15 protein-coding genes and 2 tRNA genes are annotated in these 19,774 nt (G+C 69.7%); 10 read left to right on the top strand and 7 right to left on the bottom strand.

What is annotated here, in order from left to right; genetic code table 11:
- Window positions 1-149 precede the first annotated feature (149 nt).
- Window positions 150-2,828, top strand: a complete 2,679-nt coding sequence (gene alaS, locus MKK51_RS07280) for an alanine--tRNA ligase (protein WP_243975994.1) — start codon at window positions 150-152, stop codon at window positions 2,826-2,828.
- Here the strand turns inward: alaS and MKK51_RS07275 are convergent.
- Complete coding sequence (locus tag MKK51_RS07275) at window positions 2,821-3,249, bottom strand: DUF2147 domain-containing protein (RefSeq protein WP_409565635.1); 429 nt, start codon at window positions 3,247-3,249, stop codon at window positions 2,821-2,823. The genes alaS and MKK51_RS07275 overlap by 8 nt on opposite strands.
- A 188-nt stretch (window positions 3,250-3,437) precedes the next feature.
- Between MKK51_RS07275 and rfbC the strand changes: the two genes are divergently transcribed.
- The 4 genes from rfbC to rfbA all read left to right on the top strand — a co-directional run bounded on the left by rfbC (window position 3,438) and on the right by rfbA (window position 7,028).
- Window positions 3,438-3,989, top strand: a complete 552-nt coding sequence (rfbC, locus tag MKK51_RS07270) for a dTDP-4-dehydrorhamnose 3,5-epimerase (protein ID WP_243975992.1) — start codon at window positions 3,438-3,440, stop codon at window positions 3,987-3,989.
- A gap of 177 nt (window positions 3,990-4,166) precedes the next feature.
- Window positions 4,167-5,231 carry a dTDP-glucose 4,6-dehydratase gene (gene rfbB, locus MKK51_RS07265; RefSeq protein ID WP_243976058.1) on the top strand — a complete coding sequence of 355 codons (1,065 nt, stop codon included), beginning with the start codon at window positions 4,167-4,169 and terminating at the stop codon, window positions 5,229-5,231.
- 1 nt (window position 5,232) lies between these two features.
- Window positions 5,233-6,141 (top strand): dTDP-4-dehydrorhamnose reductase, encoded by a 909-nt coding sequence (rfbD, locus tag MKK51_RS07260; protein WP_243975990.1) that lies wholly within the window; start codon window positions 5,233-5,235, stop codon window positions 6,139-6,141.
- Window positions 6,138-7,028, top strand: a complete 891-nt coding sequence (gene rfbA, locus MKK51_RS07255; RefSeq protein WP_243975988.1) for a glucose-1-phosphate thymidylyltransferase RfbA — start codon at window positions 6,138-6,140, stop codon at window positions 7,026-7,028. Before rfbD ends, rfbA begins: the two co-directional genes overlap by 4 nt.
- Before the next feature lie 9 nt (window positions 7,029-7,037).
- Here the strand turns inward: rfbA and MKK51_RS07250 are convergent, their stop codons facing one another.
- Window positions 7,038-7,604, bottom strand: coding sequence for a hypothetical protein (locus tag MKK51_RS07250; RefSeq protein WP_243975986.1), 567 nt, complete (start codon window positions 7,602-7,604; stop codon window positions 7,038-7,040).
- A 327-nt stretch (window positions 7,605-7,931) separates the two neighbouring features.
- Between MKK51_RS07250 and MKK51_RS07245 the strand changes: the two genes are divergently transcribed.
- Window positions 7,932-9,809 carry a calcium-binding protein gene (locus MKK51_RS07245; RefSeq protein WP_243975984.1) on the top strand — a complete coding sequence of 626 codons (1,878 nt, stop codon included), beginning with the start codon at window positions 7,932-7,934 and terminating at the stop codon, window positions 9,807-9,809.
- 518 nt (window positions 9,810-10,327) lie between these two features.
- Here the strand turns inward: MKK51_RS07245 and MKK51_RS07240 are convergent.
- From MKK51_RS07240 to MKK51_RS07230, 3 genes are all read right to left on the bottom strand, one after another.
- Window positions 10,328-10,403, bottom strand: a tRNA-Ala gene (locus tag MKK51_RS07240).
- 130 nt (window positions 10,404-10,533) lie between these two features.
- Window positions 10,534-10,609, bottom strand: a tRNA-Ala gene (locus MKK51_RS07235).
- Window positions 10,610-10,788: 179 nt separating this feature from the next.
- Window positions 10,789-11,178 carry a TIGR02300 family protein gene (locus MKK51_RS07230; RefSeq protein WP_243975983.1) on the bottom strand — a complete coding sequence of 130 codons (390 nt, stop codon included), beginning with the start codon at window positions 11,176-11,178 and terminating at the stop codon, window positions 10,789-10,791.
- Window positions 11,179-11,428: 250 nt separating this feature from the next.
- Between MKK51_RS07230 and aroA the strand changes: the two genes are divergently transcribed.
- Both aroA and cmk read left to right on the top strand, forming a co-directional pair.
- On the top strand, window positions 11,429-12,778 hold the full coding sequence (gene aroA, locus MKK51_RS07225) for a 3-phosphoshikimate 1-carboxyvinyltransferase (protein ID WP_243975982.1): 1,350 nt from the start codon (window positions 11,429-11,431) through the stop codon (window positions 12,776-12,778).
- Window positions 12,779-12,783: 5 nt separating this feature from the next.
- A complete protein-coding gene (gene cmk / locus MKK51_RS07220; protein ID WP_243975981.1) occupies window positions 12,784-13,416 on the top strand; it encodes a (d)CMP kinase in 633 nt (210 codons plus the stop codon).
- Window positions 13,417-13,423: 7 nt separating this feature from the next.
- Here cmk and MKK51_RS07215 read toward each other — a convergent pair whose 3' ends face one another.
- Both MKK51_RS07215 and hrpB read right to left on the bottom strand, forming a co-directional pair.
- Window positions 13,424-13,867 carry a DUF805 domain-containing protein gene (locus MKK51_RS07215; RefSeq protein WP_243975980.1) on the bottom strand — a complete coding sequence of 148 codons (444 nt, stop codon included), beginning with the start codon at window positions 13,865-13,867 and terminating at the stop codon, window positions 13,424-13,426.
- Window positions 13,864-16,350, bottom strand: coding sequence for an ATP-dependent helicase HrpB (gene hrpB / locus MKK51_RS07210; protein ID WP_243975979.1), 2,487 nt, complete (start codon window positions 16,348-16,350; stop codon window positions 13,864-13,866). The genes MKK51_RS07215 and hrpB overlap by 4 nt, the downstream gene beginning before the upstream one ends.
- A 217-nt stretch (window positions 16,351-16,567) precedes the next feature.
- Here hrpB and MKK51_RS07205 point away from each other — a divergent pair, with 217 nt between their 5' ends.
- The gene (locus tag MKK51_RS07205) at window positions 16,568-16,888 is read left to right on the top strand and encodes a hypothetical protein (RefSeq protein ID WP_243975978.1); all 321 of its coding nucleotides are present in this window, start codon (window positions 16,568-16,570) and stop codon (window positions 16,886-16,888) included.
- 132 nt (window positions 16,889-17,020) lie between these two features.
- The gene (mutS, locus tag MKK51_RS07200; RefSeq protein ID WP_243975977.1) at window positions 17,021-19,774 is read left to right on the top strand and encodes a DNA mismatch repair protein MutS; all 2,754 of its coding nucleotides are present in this window, start codon (window positions 17,021-17,023) and stop codon (window positions 19,772-19,774) included.

Genomic DNA, 19,774 nt, shown 5'->3' with positions numbered 1-19,774 from the left:
GTTTCGCAGCCCCGTGGTGAAAAAGCGGAACCCACCGCGATCGACCGGGCGTGACTCGACGGTCCGGCCTCCTTATGAGGGCGCAAGCCACGAAGAAGCCTCGGGTCGTCGTCTCGACCGCCCAAAGCCCACGACAGAGTCATTTCACGATGAGCGGCGTCAACGAGATCCGGTCGGCCTTCCTCGACTATTTCGCCAGGGCGGACCACGCCGTGGTGCCGTCGTCGTCCCTCGTTCCCCGCAACGACCCGACCCTGATGTTCACCAATGCGGGGATGGTGCAGTTCAAGAACGTCTTCACCGGCGTGGAGAAGCGGCCCTACAACCGGGCCACCACGGCGCAGAAATGCGTGCGCGCCGGCGGCAAGCACAACGACCTCGACAATGTCGGCTATACGGCGCGCCACCACACCTTCTTCGAGATGCTCGGCAACTTCTCCTTCGGCGATTATTTCAAGCCGCGGGCGATCGAGCTGGCCTGGAGCCTGATCACGAAGGAGTTCGGCCTGTCGAAGGACCGCCTCCTTGTCACCGTCTATGCGGATGACGACGAGGCGGCCGATCTGTGGAAGAAGATCGCGGGTTTCGGTGACGACCGGATCATCCGCATCGGCACCTCCGACAACTTCTGGCAGATGGGCGATACCGGCCCCTGCGGTCCTTGCTCGGAGATCTTCATCGACCAGGGTCCCGGCCTGCAGGGCGGTCCGCCCGGTTCACCGGACGAGGACGGCGACCGGTTCCTCGAATTCTGGAACCTCGTCTTCATGCAGTACGAGCAGATCGAGCCGGGCAACCGCCTCGCCCTGCCGCGCCCCTCCATCGACACCGGCATGGGGCTGGAGCGCATGGCGGCGATCCTCCAGGGCGTCACCAGCAACTACGATACCGACCTGTTCAAGGCCCTGATCGATGCGGTGAGCCACGCGGTCGGCCGGCCGCCGGAGCCCGGCACCGTCGCCTCCTACCGCGTCATCGCCGATCACCTGCGGTCGGTCTCGTTCCTCATCGCCGACGGCGTGCTGCCGTCGAACGAGGGCCGCGGCTACGTCCTGCGCCGCATCATGCGCCGGGCCATGCGCCATCTCGAACTCCTCGGCTCCCGCGAGCCGGTGATGTTCCGCCTCGTTCCCACCCTCATCCGCGAGATGGGGCAGGCCTATCCCGAACTCACCCGCGCCGAGAGCCTGATCTCGGAGACCCTGCGCCTGGAGGAAACCCGCTTCCGCCGCACCCTGGAGCGGGGCCTCGCCATCCTCGATACCGAGAGCCGCAGCCTGGTCTCCGGCCAGAACCTGTCCGGCGACACCGCCTTCACCCTCTACGACACCTACGGCTTTCCCCTCGACCTGACCCAGGACGCCCTGAAGGCCCGCGGCATCGGCGTCGACACGGACGCGTTCGGCGAGGCGATGGAGCGCCAGCGCAAGGCCGCCCGCGCCGCCTGGACCGGCTCGGGCGAGGCCGCCACGGAAACGGTCTGGTACGGCATCAAGGAGCGCGTCGGCGCCACCGAGTTCCTGGGATACGAGACCGAGGGCGCGGAGGGCATCGTCACCGCGCTCCTGCGCGACGGGGCGGAGGTGGAGAGCCTGTCGGCCGGGGAGACCGGCCTCGTGCTCCTCAACCAGACCCCGTTCTACGCGGAATCCGGCGGTCAGGTGGGCGATACCGGCCGCCTGACCGCGTCGGGCCTGAGCGCGCGGGTCACCGCCACGGAGAAGAAGCTCGGCGATCTCTTCGTGCATCACGTCACCATCGACGGGGGGCGGCTGTCCCTCGGGCAGGCGGCCGAACTCACCGTCGATCACGCCCGCCGGTCGGCGATCCGCGCCAACCATTCGGCCACCCATCTGCTGCACGAGGCCCTGCGTCAGGTGCTCGGCGATCACGTGGCCCAGAAGGGGTCGCTGGTCTCGGCCGAGCGCCTGCGCTTCGATTTCAGCCATCCCAAGCCCATGGACGAGGCCGAGCTCCGCGCCGTCGAGGACATCGCCAACGCGGTGCTCCTGCAGAACACGCCCGTGGTGACGAAGCTGATGGCCCAGGACGAGGCCGTCGCCTCCGGTGCCCGCGCCCTGTTCGGCGAGAAATACGGCGACGAGGTTCGCGTCGTCTCCATGGGACGTCCGGTCGACGATCGGGGCGAACTCGCGGAGGAGGGCAGGCTTCCGGCCTTCTCCATCGAATTGTGCGGCGGCACCCATGCGGGCCGCACCGGCGAGATCGGTCAGATCTCGGTGCTCGGCGAGAGCGCGGTCGGTGCCGGCGTGCGCCGCATCGAAGCCCTCACCGCCGGGGCGGCCCGCCGCCATCGCGCCGAAGAGAGCCGCACCCTCGGCCAGATCGCCGGGCTCCTGAAGGTTCAGAGCGCCGACGTGCCCGAGCGGCTGAGCGGGCTCCTCGAGGAGCGACGCCGCCTGGAGCGCGAGTTGTCGGACGCCAAGAAGAAGCTCGCCATGGGCGGCGCGTCGGGGAACGACGACGGCATCGTCGAGGTCGGCGGCGTCAAGCTGATGGCCAAGGTCGTCGAGGGCGTCGAGATGCGCGACCTGAAAAGCCTGGCCGATGCCGGCAAGAGCCGCATCGGCACCGGCATCGTCGCCCTGGTCGGCGTGTCGCCGGACGGCAAGGCCGGCCTCGTCGTCGGCGTCACCGAGGACCTGATCGACCGGTTCGACGCGGTGGCCCTCGTCCGCGCCGGGGCAGGGCATCTCGGCGGCAAGGGCGGCGGCGGCCGCCGCGACATGGCGCAGGCCGGTGGCCCGGAGGGGGCCGGCGCCGGGGCGGCGATCGACGCCATCGCCCAGGCGCTCTCCGTCAGTTGACGCGCTTCCAGGTCTGGCGCTTGCAGAACACGCTCATGACGCAGCCCGCCACTTCGACCACGTTCGGCCCCTTGACGGTGAGACTGCCGGAATAGGTCTTGCCGTCGTTGGGGTTGTAGAGCGAGCCCTCGTAGCCGTCGCCGGACGGGGTCGCCGCGTTCATGATCTGGACGCCGATCAGGCTGCGGGATTGCAGGGCGGTATCGGGGTTCTTGGAATCGAGGCCCTTGCCCGGCACGCTCACCAGGGTGCCGCAATAGCCGCCGCCGCAGCGTGCGATCCGAACCTTCGAAGCCCCGTTCTCCGTGAGCCAGACCCCGCTCGGGTCAGCCCCCTTCTGCGCGAAGGCTCCCCCCATCATGGCGATCAGGGCGATCACGGCCACGGCGGATCGTGTCGGCATTTCTCGTGACGTCTTCATCGTCGTACGTCCTCCAGAACGGTTCCGGCGGCCGCCGGGGCGGTCCCACCTCGCGAGAAGCGGGAGTTAGCCCTCCGGGCGCCAGAGGGGCAAGCGCCCGGTCGGGACGGGCGAGAACGCCGGCGGATGCCTTGACAGGGCGGCCCGGCACGCGCCTAGAGGCCCCCGATGCAGAAGGGTGGATCGCGATGCGTGTGATCGAGACACAGATTCCCGCAGTCAGGCGGGTCGTGCCCAACCGGTTCGGCGACGACAGGGGCTGGTTCTCGGAGACCTTCCGGGCCGATATCCTGGCAGCGGCCGGGATCGCCGACACCTTCGTGCAGGACAATCAATCCTTCTCCGCACAGAGCGGGACCGTTCGCGGCCTGCATTTCCAGCTCGCACCGGCGGGCCAGGCCAAGCTCGTGCGCGTCCTGTCGGGCGCCATCCTCGATGTCGCCGTCGACCTGCGGCGCGGCTCCGAGACCTATGGCCGGCACGTCGCCGTCCGGCTCGACGCCGCCGCGGGCGAACAGCTCTACGTCCCGGTGGGGTTCGGCCATGGGTTCTGCACCCTGGAACCGGACACCATGGTCGCCTACAAGGTGTCAGCGTATTACAGCCGCGAGCACGACCGCAATCTGGCCTGGAACGATCCGGAACTGGCCATCGCCTGGCCGGTCGGCGAGAACGAGGCCGTCCTGTCCGACAAGGATCGCGTGGCACCGTCCTTCGCCGATCTCGGCACGGTGTTCTGAGCGTCTCTCACGAAACTCCCGCCGCACCATCGCGCTCGGAGGGAGACCGGACCGCGTCCGGGAGTTTTGTGAGGCACGCCGAGCCACCGCCCGCCCCATACGCGACGCCACGTGGTAGCCATAGGATACGGACCCGCCCATGCGTGACCACGAGGATTTGTGAAGATGGCCAAACCCCTGCGCATCCTGGTCACGGGCGGATGTGGCTTCATCGGCTCGGCGCTGGTCCTGCACCTCGTCCAGGATCTCGGCCATGAGGTCGCCACCCTCGACGCGCTGACCTATGCGGCCAATCCGATCTCGCTGGCGCCCCTCGACGGCGATCCGCGGCACCGGCTCGTGACCGGCGACATCTGCGATCCCGCCACCGTGCACGCCCTCTACGCCGAGTTCCGGCCGGATGCCGTCATGCATCTGGCCGCTGAGAGCCATGTGGACCGCTCGATCACCGATCCCGGTGCCTTCATCCGCACCAACGTCGTCGGCACGCAGGTGATGCTCGACGGCGCCCGCACCTATTGGGAGAGCCTGACCGGCGAGGCGAGGGCGGCGTTCCGGTTCCTCCACGTCTCCACCGACGAGGTCTACGGCTCGCTTCCCCCCGACGGCTTCTTCACCGAGGACAGCCGCTACGATCCGCGCTCGCCCTATTCGGCCTCCAAGGCCGCCTCCGACCATCTGGCGCGCGCATGGCACGAGACCTACGGCCTGCCGGTGCTGGTGACGAACTGCTCCAACAATTACGGCCCCCGGCACTTCCCCGAAAAGCTGATTCCGCTGATGATCCTGAACGCCCTCGAAGGCCGGCCCCTGCCGGTCTACGGCGACGGCCTCAACGAGCGCGACTGGATCCACGTGGAGGACCACGCACGCGGCCTCGTGGCGGTGCTGGAACGGGGCCGCCTCGGCGAGACCTATCTCCTGGGCGGCCGCTCGGTGCGCAACAACCTCGCGGTGGTGAAGGCCCTCTGCGCCGCCTTTGACCGCTTGCTGCCGGACCATGGACCGCACGAGCGCCTGATCGCCTTCGTCGCCGACCGGCCGGGCCATGACCGGCGCTACGCCATCGACCGCGGTAAGGCCGAGCGCGAGATCGGCTGGACCCCCACCAAATCCTTCGAGGACGCCCTGGAGGAGACCGTGCGCTGGTATCTCGCCAACGAGGCCTGGTGGCGCCCGATCCGCGAGGGCCGCTATACCGGCGAGCGTCTCGGCCTCGGCGCACAAGCGACGAAGGCGTGACATGGATATCCTGATCCTCGGCGGGGCGGGCCAGGTCGGCACCGAACTGCAGGCCTCCCGGCACTGGGGCCCGGGCGTGACCCTCGTCGCCCCGACCCGTTCCGAACTGGACATCACCGACGCCGCCGCCGTGGCCCGGGTGTTCTCCGAGCGCACGATCGGGGCGGTGGTGAACGCCGCCGCCTATACCGCCGTCGACAAGGCCGAGTCGGAGGTGGTGGAGGCCTGGCGCCTCAACGCCCTAGCCCCCGCCATCCTGGCGGCCGAGACGGCGCGGCGGGGCATCCCCCTCGTCCACGTCTCCACCGATTACGTCTTCGACGGCGCCGCGCCCGGCGCCTACGCGCCCGACGCACCGATCCGTCCGACGAGCGTCTACGGCGCCAGCAAGGCCGCCGGCGAGATGGCGGTCCGCACCGCCAATCCGCGCCACGCGATCCTGCGCACGGCCTGGGTCGTGAGCCCGCACCGGGGCAACTTCGTGAAGACGATGCTGCGGCTCGCCGCCGAGCGGGAGGCGCTGAACGTGGTGAACGACCAGCGCGGCTGCCCGACCTCGGCCGCCGATCTCGCCGCCGCCCTCGCGGACATCGCCCTGCGTCTTTCCGCCGACAGCGACGCGCCCACGGGCACGCACCACTTCGTCAACGCGGGCGCCACCACCTGGCACGGTTTCGCGCAGGCCATCGTCGCCGGCTCGGCCGCGCGCGGCGGGCGGGGCGTTCCGGTCAACGGCATCCCCACGAGCGCCTATCCGACGCCCGCGCGGCGGCCCGCCAATTCCGAACTGTCGACGGAGAGCCTGACGACAGCCTATGGGCTGACGCCGCGTCCCTGGCAGGCCGCCCTCGACGACATCCTCGATCGGCTTGTCGGCCCCGCGCCTCATTCAGCAGAGACACAGTCATGAAGGGCATCGTTCTCGCCGGCGGGTCCGGCACGCGCCTCCATCCGGCGACCCTGTCGATCAACAAGCAGCTTCTGCCCGTCTACGACAAGCCGATGATCTATTACCCGGTCTCGGTGCTGATGCTCGCCGGCATCCGCGAGATCCTGATCATCTCGAGCCCCGAGCATCTCGGCAATTACGAGCGCCTGTTCGGCACCGGCGAGCAGTTCGGCCTCTCCTTCAGCTACGCCGTTCAGCCGCGCCCGGAAGGCCTCGCCCAGGCCTTCACCATCGGGCGCAACTTCGTCGGCTCGGACGACGTCGCCCTGGTACTGGGCGACAACCTGTTCTTCGGCTCGGGCATGAGCGCCATGCTGAAACAGGCGCGCGAACGGGCAAGCGGCGCGACGATCTTCGCCTATCATGTGGACCACCCGGAGGCCTACGGCGTGGTCACCCTCGACCGTGACGGACGCCCCCTTCGCATCGTCGAGAAGCCTTCGGAGCCCGAAAGCCCCTGGGCCGTGACCGGCCTCTACTTCTACGACAACCGGGTGCTCGACATCGCCGCCGCCGTGAAGCCCTCGGCCCGCGGCGAGTTGGAGATCACCTCCGTCAACCAGGCCTATCTCGACCTCGGCGAACTCCATGTGCAGCGCATGTCGCGCGGCTATGCCTGGCTCGATACGGGGACGCATGACAGCCTGCTGGAGGCGGGCGAGTTCGTGCGGACGCTTCAGAACCGGCAGGGCCTCCAGGTCGCCTGCCTGGAGGAAATCGCCTATCTCCAAGGATTCATCGACAAGGCGCAGCTGATCGCCCGCGGCGAGCTCTTCGCCAAGACCGCCTATGGCCAGAACCTGCTGAAACTGTCGAAGCTCGACCCGGAATTCCGTCTCGACGAGTGACGAGCGCGGCTAAACGCTGCCTTCTGCGAGGATGGCGCCGGTATAGGTCTCGCTGACCTCGCAGATCGGACGCCCCGACCGGTCCGAGAGGATCGCCTCGATGGCGAAGACGAGATCCGACGGGCCGGGAATACCCGCATCCCGCTCCCACAATCTCAACAGGCGGAGGTTCCGCCGTTTGGGGAACAGGGTGTGGACCACCCGGCCGAAGGGCGCCTCGGTCACGTCGAGGGACCGGTTCATCTCCGTCGTCAGGCGAGCCGGGACGTACCAGTTCTCGGCCTGAGACAGGACGTGGCCTGCGCAACTCAGGCGGACGTGCCGGTACCGAACCACCTCTCCGTCGAGCAAGGCGAACCGCCGGCTCTGCGCCGGGTTCGGAAGCCGGTCGGGACCCGGAACCCGCGTCGCCACCAGACGGGCCGCCGACGCGAGCCGACGCTCCTCGCACCAGCCCTCGAGCACCGTCGTCGCGCTGTCGCCGTTCAGGAGCCGTGCGCTCAGAGTCTCGATCAGCAGCTCGGCGTCCGAAGCAGAGCGCGAGGTGAGGGCGAGCGGTGTTGCGGGACGCGTCATGACCCCGGATTATCATGCGGCGCTTGCCTGCACACGCCGTCGCCGTAGCGCCGGTCATGCATCATCGTCACGCGGAGCGGGATCGCCGGCCTCCGGCAGGGCTGTGCCGGGGGATGGAGTGCCGCGCCGAAGACCGGCAGGGGCAGCCGAGCAACACCCCGGCCCGGACGACCAAACCGCAATCTTCCCACGTCCGGATGGCGGCCATCACTGCGTCGTCGCACAAAGACTATTTGATCTTGGACCCGTCCGAGGTATCAACACCCGTCATTCCTTTTCGAACACTCCAAATTCATCACGAATCATTGATTTGACGGCGGGGCGAACATGTCGGTGGTCAATCTCACACCTAATAACGACACCTATGTCGATGACCTCGGCCAGAGCAATACCATCAATGGCATGGCAGGCGACGATGTCATTTCCGGCCTCGACGGGAAGGATCGGATCGATGGTGGTGCCGGATTCGATATCGCCAATTATGCGAACGATTTTCGGCTTGGTGGCACGAAGGGCGTCATCGTCAACTTCGCCACCGGCAAGGCCACGGATGGATTCGGCAACGCCGATACGCTGATCTCCATCGAAGCGGTGATGGGAACGCAACTCGCCGACAAGCTTACGGGAGGCAATGTCGCCCTGGACAGCACGGGGGAGTATTTCTACGGGCTCGCCGGCAAGGACGTGATCGACGGCGGCAGCGGATTCGACGAGGTCCGCTACGATCGGGACGCGGCCTTCGGCGGCACGCAGGGTGTCACCGTCAATCTCACCACCGGCAAGGCCGTCGACGGGTTCGGGACCGTCGACACGCTCCGCAACATCGAATCGGTGCGAGGCACCGCCTATGACGACAAGCTCTCGGGCGGGGACACCGACCCGAACAGCGCGAACAACTTCTTCCTCGGCCTCGGCGGGAACGACACCATCGATGGCGGTTCGGGCTACGACGAACTGCGCTACGACAAGGACGCCAATTTCGGCGGCAACAGCGGCGTCACCGTGAACCTCGCGGCGGGGACCGCCATCGACGGGTTCGGCACCACCGATACGGTCAGCAACATCGAAGGCGTGCGCGGAACCCGATACGCCGACAAGCTGCACGGCAACGACACGAACGACCGGAGCTTCGACAGCCTGATCGGCCTCGCCGGTGACGATACCCTCGACGGCGGCGGCGGCAACGACGCGGCCCGCTACGACAGGGACGCGAGCTTCGGCGGGCTCCAGGGCGTGACCGTCAACCTCGCGAAGGGCACCGCCACCGACGGGTTCGGCAACCACGACACGCTGATCAGCATCGAGGTCGTGCGCGGCACGCAATATGTCGACATCCTGACCGGAGGCAACGCCGCGAGCGCCGCCTACGAGGGGTTCTACGGGCTCGGCGGTAACGACACGATCAACGGCGGCAAGGGGTTCGACGAGGTTCGCTACGACAGGGACGTCGACAATGGCGGCGGCTCCGGCGTCACGGTCGATCTCGCGGCCGGCACGGCGACGGACGGCTTCGGCACCACCGACAAGCTGATCGGGATCGAGGCCATCGTCGGCACCCAGTTCGACGACCACCTGACCGGCGATAGCCTTGCGAACCGCTTCACCGGCCACGCCGGAAACGACACGATCGACGGTGGGTCCGGCATCGACACCCTCGATTTCCGGAACGACGACCTTTTCGGCGCCGTCAATGGCGCCATCGTGGATCTCGGCGCCGGCACCGCGACCGGCACCTTCGGCAGCACCTATACCTTGACCTCCATCGAAGCGGTCCTCGGCTCGGTCTTCGCCGACGCCATCACGGGGAGCAAGGTCGCCAACACCCTCGTGGGCAATGCCGGCGATGACCGGCTCGACGGCCTGCTCGGCAAGGACGTCCTCACCGGCGGAGCGGGCAGCGACACGTTCCGCTTCAGCACCGCCTTCTCCGCCGCCAATGTCGATCACATCACGGATTTCGAGACCGCCGATACGATTGAGATCGCGAAGGCGGTCGCCCCGGCCCTGCCCACGGGCACGCTGGCCGCCACGGCGTTCAAGGATCTCTCCACCGGTTCGGCGGATCCCACCGACCGCATCCTCTACGACCGCAGCACGGGGACCCTATCCTACGACAAGGACGGCAGCGGAAGCGCCTCCGCGGTGACGTTCGCCGTGCTCGATCACCCGATCGCGCTCACGTACCAGGATTTCCACATCGTCTGAGCGGGATCGTCTCCCACAGGGCGGTGGCGCCGCGCATCGCGGCGTGATCGGCATCGGACACGGGCATCCGAGGACCATGCCGGGGCGGGGCGGCGACGTCCCTGCCCGACCGATGGGCGGGGCAAGCGGATTGCCCGCTCACGAAGCCCATGGGCCGAGGCGCACCCGTCACGCGCCAAAGACGAACAGGTCGCTCGGCATCGCCCTCACGTCAAAGCTTCCCGTATCGGGCAGGATGATCTCGATGGATCGATCAGAGCCGACGTCTTCCGCAATCGAGCTTGCGACCGGACATACGCACGATTGAATTTCGAAGGGCGACACCATTCCGCGCGGTAGCGTTGTCGCCCCACGAGCCGCAACATTCGCGATGCCAGGACGCATCGGTGTCCCGGGGAACGCGCGTGGCAGCATCGACCTGGGAGGGACATCGGCCTCGCCGGCGATCTTGGAAAGTCAGTGGTCGGGGCGGGACGACACACCACCCTGGAGAGGATGGGCAGGCGGCTGAAAGTGAATGGTGGAGCCTAACGGGATCGAACCGATGACCTCTTCCATGCCATGGAAGCGCTCTCCCAGCTGAGCTAAGGCCCCACATTCCGGGACAATCGCGACGCCGTCTCGCGAATGTCGTCATCTTCGGTGAACCTCACCGAGATCGGTCTTGCCCGATTCGTTGAAAGCCGACCCTCGAGTCGACATCCGCGAACCGGACGGAAAGAAATGGTGGAGCCTAACGGGATCGAACCGATGACCTCTTCCATGCCATGGAAGCGCTCTCCCAGCTGAGCTAAGGCCCCACTTCTGGGACCACCGCAACACGTCTCGCGGTGGTCGTTCCGCCAACCTGCCTTGCGGCGTCCGGCGGAGGCGGTTCTATATTCGGGCCGTTGCCCGGACTCAAGCCCCTAATCGCATTCCCCGTCGAGAATTTTCGGCCGGGGCTCTCGGGCCAGGCGAAGCGAGGCGGGGGCGCGCCTCAGCTTTCCTCGTCGTTCTCGATGTCGCCGTCGATGAGATCGGCCACGTCGTCATCGCCGCTATCCTCCTCCTCGAGGAAGGTGTCGTCGGCGTCGGTCGAATCGGCATCGTCGTCGCCGGTCGTGGTGTCCGCCTCATCCTCGGCGGCCTCGACCTCGTCCAGGGAGACGATCTCGGGACCGCCCTTCTCAGCATCCGTATCCTCGTCGTCGTCAGCCGGGACGGCTGCGGCGCGGGAGGCGAGGGCGGGAGCGGCGATGCGCGACGTCGCGGCGGCCTGATAGATGGTCCCGCATTTCGGGCAGGTCGCGGGATCCTTGTCGAGATCGTAGAATTTCGCGCCGCAGCTCATGCATTGACGCTTCAAGCCGAGTTCCGGTCTGGCCACGGGCGAACCTCTGATAGGGATTTGGGAGAGGCGCCCCGTTAGTCGGGTGAAACGGTCCTGTCAAATGCCCTTGCGCGGGCGATCCGCCGCGTTCGGCCCAAACCTCAACCGGATTCGACCGCGCGCAGGCCACGACGGGTCGGATGACGCCGCCCCGCCTGCGTGGTAACCGGCCTCATGACGTCGCTGGCGGCCGAACGGTCGGACACGGCGGCCCGACTGCGCCAGAAGCCGAAAAGTCATCATTCTCGTGTCGCATCATTCCGAACCGCAACCCCTGACCGCTTCCGCCGGCGCGCCCCTGCGCGGGACGCTGCGGCCGCCGGGCGACAAGTCGATCTCCCACCGGGCGATGATCCTCGGCCTCCTGAGCATCGGCGAGACCCGCATCGAGGGATTGCTCGAAGGCGACGACGTGCTGCGCACGGCCGACGCCGCCAGAGCCCTCGGGGCCGGGATCGATCGTCTCGGGGAGGGGCGCTGGGTCGTGCGCGGCGTCGGCATTGGCGGGATGACCGACCCGGCCGGCGTGCTGGATTTCGGCAATGCCGGCACCGGCTCGCGGCTGATGATGGGCGTCGTCGGCGGCCAGGACGTCACCGCGACCTTCGACGGCGACGCCTCCCTGCGCAAGCGCCCCATGCGCCGCATCCTCGATCCGCTGATCCGCATGGGCACGCAGATACTCAGCGAGGAGGAGGGCGGCCGCGTGCCGCTCACCCTTCGCGGCCCGAGGGAAGCCATTCCGATCACCTACGAGACCCCCGTCGCCTCGGCGCAGATCAAATCCGCCGTGCTGCTCGCCGGCCTCAACGCGCCGGGGACCACCACGGTGATCGAGGCGGCGGCGACCCGGGACCACAGCGAACGGATGCTCCGCCTGTTCGGGGCCGAGGTGGCGGTGAGCCCGCACGGGCCCGGCGGCCACGGCCGCAGCATCGCCCTCACCGGCCAGCCGACCCTGCGCGGCTCCGACGTCGTCGTGCCGGCCGACCCGTCCTCGGCGGCCTTCCCCCTGGTGGCGGCGCTCATCGTCCCGGGCTCCGAAGTGACGATCGAGGGGGTGATGATGAACCCCCTGCGCATCGGCCTCATCACCACGCTCATCGAGATGGGCGCGGATATCGAGCGCCGCAACGAGCGCGACGAGGGCGGCGAGACGGTGGCCGATCTCCATGTCCGCGCCAGCCGCCTCACGGGGGTGGACGTGCCGGCCGAGCGTGCCCCCTCGATGATCGACGAGTACCCCGTCCTCGCCGTCGCCGCCGCCTTCGCCGAGGGCGTCACCCGGATGAACGGGCTGCACGAACTGACCGTGAAGGAATCCGACCGTCTCGCCGCCGTGGCGGACGGTTTGCGCGAGAACGGCGTGACCTACCGGATCGAGGGCGACGACCTCATCGTCGAGGGCGACGGCTCCGCCGCGCGCGGCGGCGGCACCGTGGCGACCCATCTCGACCACCGCATCGCCATGGCCTTCCTGGTGATGGGCCTCGCCACCCGCGAGCCCGTCACCGTCGACGACGGCGCCATGATCGCCACCAGTTTCCCGAGCTTCCTGCCGACGATGCGGACGCTCGGCGGCCGCATCGCGGAGTGAGCCCCATGCCGATGGTCATCGCGATCGATGGGCCCGCCGCCTCGGGCAAGGGCACGCTCGCCAAGCGCCTCGCCGCGCATTACGGGCTGCCGCATCTCGATACCGGCCTGCTCTACCGGGCCGTGGCCCTCACGGTGATCGATGCCGGCTGCAACCTCGACGATCACGCCGCCGCGGCACGGGCCGCCGCGACGCTGATCGCCGACCGCCTAGCCGACCCGAGGCTGCGCGAGCGGGCGATGGGAGACGCGGCCTCCCGCATCTCGTCGATCCCGGCCGTGCGCGCGGCCCTGCTCGCCTGGCAGCAGCGCTTCGCCGGGGGCGCCAGCGGTGCCGTCCTCGATGGCCGCGACATCGGTACGGTGGTCTGCCCGCAGGCCCAGGTGAAGCTGTTCATCACCGCCGCCGCCGAGGAGCGCGCCCGGCGCCGGCACCTCGAACTCCTGCGGCGCGGCGAGCCGGCGAGCCTCGGGGCGATCCTGTCCGACATCGTCGCCCGCGATGCGCGTGACGCGCAACGCTCCACGGCCCCCCTCAAGGCCGCCGCCGACGCCGTTCTCCTCGACACCACAGACCTCGATGCGGACGAGGCCTTCGAGGCGGCCCGCGCGGTGGTGGACCGGGCGCGCGTCCACTGACACCCGCTTACCGCTCAGGCTCCGGCCCGTAGCGGTTCGGGCCGGGCGTACCCCGCCGGCAGACGGTCTCGACGAAGAACCATAGATTGAACCCGGTCATGGCCAGCGTGGCGGCGATCACGGGCCACGGATAGACGTCGGCGAGGGTCTCGAACGGCGCGAAGCCCGCCAGGGTGGTGATGACGTCGGGCAGCATCCACCATCCCGTCCGGCCCCGGTCGTGCAGGCGCCGGATCGTCGCCACCACGAGGAAGGCCGCCGTCCCGGCCAGGGTCACACCGACGATGGCGAGGCCCGCGAACCGCGCGTCCAGCGACGCGGCCAGGATGGCGACGCTGCCGGAGACGACGAAGAGCAGCAGCATCCCGATCAACCGGCGATGATAGCTCCGGCGGGACGACCGGCCTCGCGGATCGAAGAGCGCCGCGAGCCAAGTGAGCGTGTCCATCATGTCCCCTTCGGCTTCACCCGCCGGGTCGGCGGCTCGGTCACCGGATCGTCCGGCCAGGGATGGCGCGGATAGCGCCCGCGCATCTCGGCGCGCACGGCACTCCAGGAGCCGCGCCAGAAGCCGGGCAGATCCTTCGTGATCTGGATCGGCCGCGAGGCCGGTGAGAGCAGGTGGAGGACCAGGGGCACGCGGCCGCCGGCGATGGCGGGATGGCGGTCGAGGCCGAACAGCTCCTGCACCCGGACGGCCAGGACCGGCCCGCCCTCGGCATCGTAGTCGATGGGAATGCGCGATCCCGTGGGTACCTCCACATGGGTCGGGGCCTCCGCGTCGAGGCGGTGGCGCATCTCCCAGGGGAGGAGCGCGTGGAGCGCGCGGCCGAGATCGTCGGCGGTGACGGCGTCCAGACTCGTGCGTCCTTCGATCTCCGGGGCGAGCCACGCCTCCACCGCTGCGCTCAACGCCGCGTCTGAGAGGTCCGGCCATGCGTCGCCCTCGGCCGCGCGGAGGAAGCTCAGGCGGGACCGCCATTGGGCAAGGGCCGGCGTCCAGGGCAGGCACTCGAGGCCGAGCCCGGCGATGCCCCGCGCCAGGATGACGGCCGATGCCGCGTCCTGCGGCACCGGCAGGATCCGCTCGCCGATCGTCGCCGCGCCGAGGCGGCGGGACGCGCGCGCCCGCAGGGAGCGGGAGCCCTTGTCGAAACTAACCTGGGTGACGGAATCGATCCGCTCCGCGAACGCGGCCTCGATCTCGTCCAGGGTGATCGCGGCGGCGGCGAGGATGCGCCCCAAGGCCGCCGTGCCGGCGATGTCGGCCACCACGAGGAAGGGTTCGCGGGCAAGGGCCGAGGCCGGGTCCACCCGCCCGGCGCGTCCGTTCGCCATGACGAACTCGCCGTCCCGCCCCCGTGAGCGGGCGACGCGGTCGGGATAGGCGAGGGCGAGGAGCGCCCCGGCCCCGCCGACTTCCGCCGTCGTTCCCGCGCCCGCAAATGCGCCGGCCTGCTCGGCCCAGCCGCGCGCCAGACGCCGCATGTCGGAGGCGCGGGGTCCGCGGTCCCGCGCGAACCGGTCGGCGCGGACGGAGAGGTCGGCATCGTCGCCCCCGAGCCCGCGCTCCACCAGGATGGCGGCGAGGTCGGCCGCCTCCCGCGCCCGCCCGAACCCGGCCGCCGCGACCACCATCCGGGCGAGGCGCGGGGGGAGGGGGATGGCGCGCAAGGCCCGCCCCGTCTCGGTGAGGCGCCCGTCGGGATCGAGGGCGGCGAGGTCGCGCAGCATCGCGCGCGCCTCCGCCAGGGCGGGCGCCGGCGGGGCGTCGAGGAACGACAGGGTGGTGGGATCGGAGACGCCCCAGGCGGCGCAATCGAGGAGCAGGCCGGAGAGGTCGGCGGCCAGGATTTCCGGCCGCGTGAAGGGTTCGAGGGCACTGGTCGCCGCCTCCGACCAGAGGCGGTGACAGATGCCCGGCTCGGTCCGCCCCGCGCGGCCGCGCCGCTGGTCCACCGAGGCGCGGGAGGCGCGCGCGGTGACGAGGCGGGTCAGGCCGATGCCGGGCTCGTAGAGCGGCACGCGGGACAGGCCGGAATCGACGACAATGCGGACGCCCTCGATGGTGAGCGAGGTCTCGGCGATGCTGGTGGCGAGCACGACTTTCCGGGTTCCGGGCGGGGCGGGCGCCACGGCGCGGTCCTGCTCGGCCGGGGGAAGCGCGCCGTAGAGGGGCGTGATCTCGGTCTGCGCGTCCACGCGCCCGGCGAGAAGCCCCGCCACCCGGCGGATCTCGCCCTGTCCGGGGAGGAAGGCGAGGACGGAGCCGGGATCGGCCCGCAGGGCGCGCAGGATGACGTCGGCCATGGCCTCCTCGATCCGCCGGTTCGGATCGCGCTCCGTGTGGCGTGTCTCCACCGGGTAGGCCCGCCCTTCCGATTCGACGATCCGCGCATCGCCCATGAGGCGCGAGACCCGCGCGCCGTCGAGGGTGGCGGACATGACCAGGATGCGCAGGTCGTCGCGCAGACCGCCCTGGGCGTCGAGGGCGAGGGCGAGTCCGAGATCGGCATCGAGGGAGCGTTCGTGGAACTCGTCAAAGATCACCGCGCCGATGCCCGACAGTTCGGGATCGTCGAGAATCATGCGGGTGAAGACGCCCTCGGTGACGACCTCGATCCGCGTCGCCCGCGAGATCTTCGAGCCGAGGCGGACGCGCAGGCCCACGGTCTCTCCCACGCGCTCTCCCAGGGTCGCGGCCATCCGCTCGGCCGCGCCCCGCGCCGCCAGGCGCCGCGGTTCGAGGAGGATGATCCGGCCATTCGCGCCGAGCCACGGCGCGTCGAGGAGCGCCAGCGGCACGCGGGTGGTCTTGCCGGCGCCGGGGGGGGCCACGAGCACCGCCGACGGTCCGCCTTCGAGGGCGGCGAGCAGGCCCGGCAGGGCCGAGTCGATCGGGAGGGCCGCTGAGGGGGATGAGTGTGTCGCCATCGCGGATGTGGTGGTGCGGGCAAGCCGGAGGATGCGCAACCCCGTTTTGCCATGCCGGCGCGGATCACGTGCGCGATGCGAAAATCATCCCATGATTCTGCCGCGTTCACCGTGTTTTCGCTGCGTAATCTTGCGGCGAAAAGAATGGGAACGGAGTCCGGGCGAACGACTTGTTGCCTCGACGCGCGCGGCGCGATCCAAACGGATGGACTACTCGATGACCAAGATTGCACTTGCCCTGGCGGCAGGAACCTTTTTCAGCGCACTCGGCCTCGGCGCCGCTTCCGCCGCCCCGGCCATGCCGGCCGCTCCCGTGATCGCCGGCGAGTCGCTCACCACTGAGGTGGTCACCCGCGGCCATCATCCGGGCTACGCCAGCCATCGCGGCATGCGCCATCGCCACCACCACCATCGTCACGGCGTGCGTCGTCACCGCGCCCCCGCCGCCTACAGCCACGGCGATCCGAACTCGCGCAACCCGCAGCAGCCGGGCTACATGCAGCGCAAGGGCACCACGTCGGGCGGCCCCCGCTACTGAGACACGAGCAGCTCGATCGTCAGGAGGGCCGGTGCGGAGACGCATCGGCCTTTTTTCGTCGCGGGACGGTTCTCCCCAGATGATGCCGAGAGGGCCGCTGATCCGGTCCCACGGCCTCTGCTATGGTGGCGCATGTCCCAGCGCGCCGCCCGCTCCAGCCCGAAGACCAGCGTCCCGGCCGAGGAGACGGTGAGCACCTCGCCCCTCGACATCGCCGGTGCGACGCCGATGATGGCGCAGTACATCGAGATCAAGGCGGCCAACACGGATTGCCTCCTGTTCTACCGGATGGGGGATTTCTACGAACTGTTCTTCGAGGACGCGGAGATCGCATCGCGCGCCCTCGGCATCGTCCTGACGAAACGCGGCAAGCATGGCGGGGCCGACATCCCCATGTGCGGCGTGCCGGTTGAGCGCTCGGACGATTATCTCAGCCGCCTCATCGCCCTCGGGCATCGGGTGGCGGTCTGCGCTCAGACCGAGGATCCGGCGGAGGCCAAGAAGCGCGGCCCGAAATCCGTGGTCCGGCGCGAGGTCGTCCGCCTCGTCACCCCCGGCACGATCACCGAGGACCGCCTCCTCGACCCGGCGCGGGCCAGCATCCTCCTGGCCCTCGGCCGCCGCAAGTTCTCGGAATCCGGCTACGCCTACGGCATCGCCGCCGTGGACATCTCCACCGGCCGCTTCTCCCTGAGCGAGGTGCCCGAGGGCGAACTCGGCGCGGCCATCGCCCGCCACGATCCGCGCGAGATCGTGCTGTCCGAGGCCATCCATTCCGATCCGTCTCTGGCCGCCCTCTGGCGCGACGTGAAGGCGCCCGTCACGCCCCTGGCGCAGGCGGAGCTCGAACCCGCCTCGGCGGAGCGGCGGATCAAGGAACAGTTCGGCGTCTCGACCCTCGACGGGTTCGGGCAGTTCGGCCGGGCTGAACTCGCCGCGGCGGGGGCTGCGCTCCTCTATATCGAGCGCACGCAGATCGGTGCCCGGCCCGCCCTGTCGCCGCCGACGCGGGAGACGAGCGGCGCGACCCTGGCCATCGATGCGGCGACCCGCGCCAACCTCGAACTCACGCGAACCCTGTCCGGCGAGCGCACGGGCAGCCTGCTCGATGCCATCGACCGCACTGTGTCGGCCATCGGCGCACGCCTCCTCGCCGAGCATCTCGCCGGCCCCCTCACCGACCTGTCGGCGATCACGCGCCGCCACGAGGCGGTGTCGTTCCTGGTCGAGGACGGCGCCCTTCGCCGCAGCCTGCGCGACGCCCTGGCCCGGGCGCCCGACATCGCCCGCGCCCTGTCGCGGCTCGGCCTCGGGCGCGGCGGCCCGCGCGATCTGGCGGCCCTGCGCGACGGCCTCGACGCGGCCCTGGCGATCTCCCAGCGCTGCGGGCAGGTCGCGGCCTTGCCGGAGGACCTCGCCGGCCTCGTCCAGCGCCTCGGCACGGTGGATGCCGACCTCGTCGAGCATCTGCGCGCGGCGCTCGCCGACGACCTTCCCCTGAACCGCCGCGACGGCGGCTTCGTCCGCGCCGGCTATGACGGCGAGATCGACGAGGCGCGCCTTCTCGGCCAGGATTCGCGCAAGGTCATCGCCGGGCTGCAGGCGCGCTATGCCGAGGAGACCGGCTGCCGCACCCTGCGGATCAAGCACAACAACATGCTCGGCTATTACATCGAGGTGCCTCAGGCGGTGGGCGAGACCTGCCTCAAGGGCGCCCTGCGCGAGACGTTCATCCATCGCCAGACCATGATCGACGCCATGCGGTTCTCGAGCGTGGAACTCAATGGGCTGGAGAGCCGCATCTCCGGGGCGGCCGAGCGTGCCCTCGCCCTCGAAACCGAGGTCTTCGACGCCCTGGCGGCGCGGATCATGGCGCAGGCCGAGACCATCGCCGCCATCGCCGACGCCCTCGCCTGCCTCGACGTCACCGCCTCCCACGCCGAACTGGCGGTGGAACGGGATTGGCGCCGGCCCTTCGTCGACGACAGTTTCAGCTTCGTCGTGGAAGGCGGCCGTCACCCGGTGGTGGAATCGGCCCTCAGGCGGTCCGGCGAGCCGTTCATCGCCAACGATTGCGACCTCTCCGGCGAAGGGCGCGGCCGCATCCGGCTCATCACCGGGCCGAACATGGGCGGCAAGTCGACCTTCCTGCGCCAGAACGCCCTCATCGCCGTCCTCGCCCAGATGGGCGCCTTCGTTCCGGCCACCCGCGTGCATCTCGGCGTCGTGGACCGCCTGTTCTCGCGGGTCGGCGCCGCCGACGACCTCGCGCGCGGGCAGTCGACCTTCATGGTGGAGATGGTGGAGACGGCCGCGATCCTGAACCAGGCGAGCCGGCATTCCCTCGTCATCCTCGACGAGATCGGCCGGGGAACGGCGACCTTCGACGGCCTCTCCATCGCCTGGGCCTGCCTCGAATATCTCCACGAGCAGAACGGGTGCCGCGCGCTGTTCGCCACCCATTTCCACGAACTCACCGCCCTGAGCCAGCGTCTCACGCGCCTCGACAACGCGACGCTGAAGGTCGCCGAGCACAAGGGCGAGGTGGTGTTCCTACACGAGGTCGTGCCGGGGGTGGCCGAGCGGTCCTACGGCCTTCAGGTCGCCCGCCTCGCGGGCCTGCCCGCCGGGGTCATCGCACGGGCCGGCTCGATCCTGAAGAACCTGGAGAAGGCCGAGCGCGACCGCCCGACCCGTCCCCGCATCGACGACCTGCCGCTCTTCGCCAGCCTCGCGCCGCCGCCCCTGCCGGAGGTCCAGGCTCCGTCTAAGGACGATCCCCTGCGACAGGAGCTGGACGGGATCGATCCCGACGCCCTGACACCGCGCGAGGCGCTGGAGGTGCTCTATCGCCTCAAGAAGGCGGCGCGGGATGGCATGAACTGA

This window comes from Methylobacterium sp. E-045, from assembly GCF_022829685.1.
Taxonomy (GTDB): domain Bacteria; phylum Pseudomonadota; class Alphaproteobacteria; order Rhizobiales; family Beijerinckiaceae; genus Methylobacterium.
Note: the sequence above shows the minus strand (reverse complement) of the source record. Positions and strands in the feature narration are given on the sequence as shown.